Genomic DNA, 4,196 nt, shown 5'->3' with positions numbered 1-4,196 from the left:
GTCCCCCTCCGGGGACTACCGATTTTAGTCGGCGAAGGCCGACTTGGTATCTCTAGCCGCGAATTCATTCGACGGCTACAAAGAACTGAATGACCGTGCGTATTAAGCATATGAAAACTCGCCGCGCCTCTCGCCCCGAAGCGGGGTTTACGCTCATCGAACTGCTCGTGGTAATCGCGATTATCGCGATTCTGGCCGCGATTCTCTTCCCGGTCTTCGCTACGGCGCGGGGCAATGCGCGTAAGATGGCGTGCTTGTCCAATCTGAGGCAGATCGGGATGGCGAACCTGATGTACTCTCAGGACTACGACGACTATCCCGTGTGGGGCGGTGATCCGCCGGACTTGAACAGCGGTGGGTGGGGCAATAATCCTGATGTGCTCGCCTTCCGGCCCCAGTACGAAGTCCTGATGCCCTACGTGAAAAGCCGCGACATCTGGCGCTGTCCGTCGGACGGGGGCTTCGACTACACGGGGCCGTTTGAGGGGACGTATCTACCGTCGCACCCGAGCAGCTATGCAAAGTGGGGATCGAGCTACATCACGCGCACCGAGATTATCTTACTGAAGCGCCCAATCTCCAGCCTGGAAGCGATGGATTTTAGCACGAGCCAGAGCGTCGGGCCTGCGGGAATCGGGTTTTTCTTCGATGCCGTGGGGTACTGGCACGGGAGCAAGGGGCTTTTCTCTGGTAGCCGCGAGGCGTATCGTAACAACGTCTCTTTCTTAGACGGGCACGCCAAGAGCCTGGTCAATGCGGACTACATCAAGCTCTGGAGCCTGAGTTTTCGGTAGACCCGACGCTGTCCCAGTGCACCACTTGGTTGCGCCCATGCTCCTTGGCGAAGTAAAGCGCACTGTCGGCGGCACCCACGAGCCCCTCGGGGCTTGCCATGCTGTCTGTCAGGGTGGCTAGGCCGATACTGGCCGTGACCGGGCGGTTGGGCCACTCCGAGCGTAGCAGCAGGGCGCGCAGGCGCTCCCCGACAATCATTGCCTCGGTACTGTCGGTGTGGGGAAGGATCAGCGAAAACTCCTCGCCGCCGTAGCGAGCCACCGTATCGGAGAGCCGGGCAGTTTGCGCCAGAGCACTGGCCATGCGCCGCAGGATCACATCGCCCGCCGGGTGCCCAAACGTGTCGTTGTAGCTTTTGAAGCTATCCACATCCAGAACCACCACGGAGAGCGGGAGCTTGTAGCGTCGGGCACGCTGCCACTCCATGTCTAAGCGCGAATCAAAAGCGCGGCGGTTGCTGAGACCCGTCAAGCCATCTTCCTCAGTGAGCTCGCGCAGGCGCTCATTTTCTTTCTGGAGCGTGCGCAGGCGCTGTAGCTGGAGGCGGCGTTCCACGCGCAGGAGTAAGTAGGCTCCTAATAAGGCCAGAGTAAAGAGAGCGGCTCGCCCGATGGCTTCCGCGCGCTGGCGCTGGTTCTCCAAACGAAGCGACTGCTCCCGCCGAAGACTCTCTCGCTGACTGCTTTTTTGTACCAGAGCGACGCTGGCCTGGAGTGTGCTGCCTTCCTGCTGGCTGGATTGAAGAGCGGCAAATGCCTCAGGCAGGCGCTGCGCTTCGCGGAGCGTGACGGCGTGTTCCAGGTGGCCTAAGTACGCTCTGGCTTGCTCGGGAAGCTGCGTGAAGCGCTGTTGCTGCGCCTGCACCAGTGTACCAGGAGGGCGTAGCTCCCCAAAGTCTCTCGTTAGCGTCTTACGGAGGCGACGGAAGCGCTGAGCATAGTCGGCGCGCCCGGTTCCCACATAGGCAGCCTGGCAAAGCTCCGCTTCACTTAGCTGACTGGCGATACTGCTGATCTGACCTTGGAGCCTAAGCTCGTGGCTCAGCAGGCGCTGCTCCTCCGCAACCTGGTAAGCGCCGCGCTGTGTTAACGATTCACCGACGACAACCGCCAGTGCGGTGAGGATCAGAAGGCCAAGCCACCGAGCGTTGGTCGAGGTGGGGTGCGGCGAAAGGGCCATAGTTAAACGACCAAGGGGACTGTCCGCTTTAGCGGACAGGGGAATTGGCAACCGCATAGAAAAAAGTTGTTCAAATTTTTGTTTCCTTGCTTTCCGAGTCTCATGTTTTGATGATAGAATCTACCTGTCACGACCTTTCGTCAGGTAGTTTAGTTGCGTAAAGTTTCCTCTATTTTAGGAGCCTGAGTAAGCTCTCATGATGCGAGTGTTAGTTACGTTGCGGATTCAGTCTATTACGAAGCTTGGTAGCTTCGGTTCTGCGCTGGGCGGACGAACCTTTGCAAGTGGCTTTCAACGGACACGTTGAGTCTTCTTGTAATGCGTACGGTGTGCGGCACACCTAGACGCTCCACCTCTTTAGGGCTCGGACGGAGCCTTTGGGAGCTAACGTAAGGGATTGCCCTATGCGTTTCCCAAGAAGCCTGATGCTTGGCATTGTTGTTTCTTGTAATTTTGTCTTGGACATAATTTCAGAAGCTCTCTACTTTAGCGGAGGGAGTCGTCACAATAAGACTATTCTACCCCTGATTGGGCGCGGTTGGAGAGTGCACCCGTACTTTGCGCACACGCCGTCCGGTCGTCTCGACCACGGTGAGTTGTGCAGTACCGTAGGCTACCTGCTCACCGATACGTGGTGCACCACTGGTCTGGGAAAGTATCCAGCCGCCGATCGTCTCGACATCGGGCTCCTCCTCGGGGCCCGTCAGCTCCAGCAGGCGCTCCAGCTTCTCCAGAGGCATTCGGCCATCCACGAGATAGGTTCCATCGCTGCCGGACTCGATCTCGGGCCGCGTCGGATCGCGCTCATCCATGATATCGCCGACAATCTCCTCCAGGATATCTTCGAGGGTGACGATTCCCGCCGTGCCCCCAAACTCATCCACGACCACAGCCATGTGCTGGCGCTGGCGCTGGAGCTCGCGCAGAAGCTGATCAATGGGCTTGGTCTCTGGCACTCGGGGTAGGTCAATCACAATGCTGAGTAAGTCTCCACTCTTGAAGCGCAGCAGATCCCGAATATGAATCATCCCGATGATCTCGTCGGTGGAGCCTTCCTCACAGAGTGGGAAACGCGTGTAGCCGGAGTTCTCCGCGATCTTACGGTTTTCGGTAAGGGGCTTGTCGGTGGAGAGGAAGACAATATCAGGGCGCGGCACCATGATCTCTTTTGCCTGCCGGTGCGCGAAGTCTAGGACGCGGTGGAGCAGCCCCACTTCTTCCTCTCGCAGCTCGCCGCCCTCACCGCTCTGCTCCACAATCAGGCGAATCTCCGCCTCCGAGACACTCTCTTCATCGTTGTGCCCGGCTTTGTATCCAAAAGGCCGTAGGATCAGTGAGGCGAGCTTGCCCATCACCGCGAGGGGCATCTTGAAGACACGATAAAAAATATTAAGCGGGATAATGGTCGCCAGTAAGATCTTTTCCGCGTTTTTGATCGCCATCGTGGTAGGCACGAGCTCGCCTAGAACAAACTCAACCAGGGTGACGATTACCAGGATCAGCACCGTAACCACCCAGGCAGGCAGGCTGTGGATCACGGGTTTCAGAAACGCATGTACCACATCGTGCCCTACGCTGCCTAGAACCACGGCGCAGACCATGACCCCAAACTTGGAGGCGTGGAGATAGTGTGAGATATGGCGCGATGCTTCCAGGGCGCGCTCGGCTCCAAACACTTTACGGGCCGCCAGCTCATCCAGGCGGGTCGTGCGCACTTTCACAAGGGCCAGTTCTGCCGCCACAAAAAAGGCGGTCAGGAAAACGAGCAAGAGGGCAAGAAGCAGCTTTAAAAAGTTATCCACGGATTTTAGACTGTCCTAATTGTACCAGATGTGCAAATTCCCTGCCCTGAGCCGTTGAAACTAACAGACAAACAACAGAAGAGGATACAATTGCCGCATGCAACGTTCTCATTTTCTTGGACTGGCGGCGGCACTTCTCCTGGCAGGCTGCACCCCTAAAGTGCCTCAAGGAGGTACCTCAGCCCCACGCGAGACGCTCGAAGTGGGTTTTCTCCCCGTTACTTGTCATCTGACGTGCCCGGTCACCGCCTTTGCCTCGGAGACCAGCACCTCAGGGACTCGGTTCGAGTCCCGTCGTTTTACGGACTGGCCCACGGTCGCTGATGCTCTGCGCACCGGTGCGCTCAAGGCCACATTTATGATTGCCCCGATGGCCATGAAGCTCAAAGCTGATGGCGTCCCCTGCAAGATTGTCTACCT

At 57.9% G+C, this 4,196-nt stretch carries 4 protein-coding genes; 2 read left to right on the top strand and 2 right to left on the bottom strand.

What is annotated here, in order from left to right; genetic code table 11:
* Window positions 1-89 precede the first annotated feature (89 nt).
* Window positions 90-794, top strand: coding sequence for a DUF1559 domain-containing protein (locus ACH2EH_RS14280; RefSeq protein WP_395142715.1), 705 nt, complete (start codon window positions 90-92; stop codon window positions 792-794).
* On the opposite strand, the gene ACH2EH_RS14275 is transcribed toward ACH2EH_RS14280, so the two are convergent.
* A complete protein-coding gene (locus ACH2EH_RS14275) occupies window positions 766-1,974 on the bottom strand; it encodes a diguanylate cyclase (protein WP_395142714.1) in 1,209 nt (402 codons plus the stop codon). The two genes, ACH2EH_RS14280 and ACH2EH_RS14275, sit on opposite strands and share 29 nt — an antisense overlap.
* A 518-nt stretch (window positions 1,975-2,492) precedes the next feature.
* Window positions 2,493-3,776, bottom strand: coding sequence for a hemolysin family protein (locus tag ACH2EH_RS14270; RefSeq protein WP_395142713.1), 1,284 nt, complete (start codon window positions 3,774-3,776; stop codon window positions 2,493-2,495).
* 97 nt (window positions 3,777-3,873) lie between these two features.
* On the opposite strand from ACH2EH_RS14270, the gene ACH2EH_RS14265 reads away from it, so the two are divergent.
* The coding region (locus ACH2EH_RS14265; protein ID WP_395142712.1) for an ABC transporter substrate-binding protein at window positions 3,874-4,196 on the top strand (323 nt) is incomplete at its 3' end.

The organism is Armatimonas sp. (genome assembly GCF_043760365.1).
GTDB lineage: Bacteria > Armatimonadota > Armatimonadia > Armatimonadales > Armatimonadaceae > Armatimonas.
Note: the sequence above shows the minus strand (reverse complement) of the source record. Positions and strands in the feature narration are given on the sequence as shown.

What these genes read in the sequence shown, in the direction of transcription:
- ACH2EH_RS14275 (WP_395142714.1), bottom strand. Translation starts at nt 1,974, where the DNA reads ATGGCCCTTTCGCCGCACCCCACCTCGACCAACGCTCGGTGGCTTGGC.
- ACH2EH_RS14280 (WP_395142715.1), top strand. Translation starts at nt 90, where the DNA reads ATGACCGTGCGTATTAAGCATATGAAAACTCGCCGCGCCTCTCGCCCC.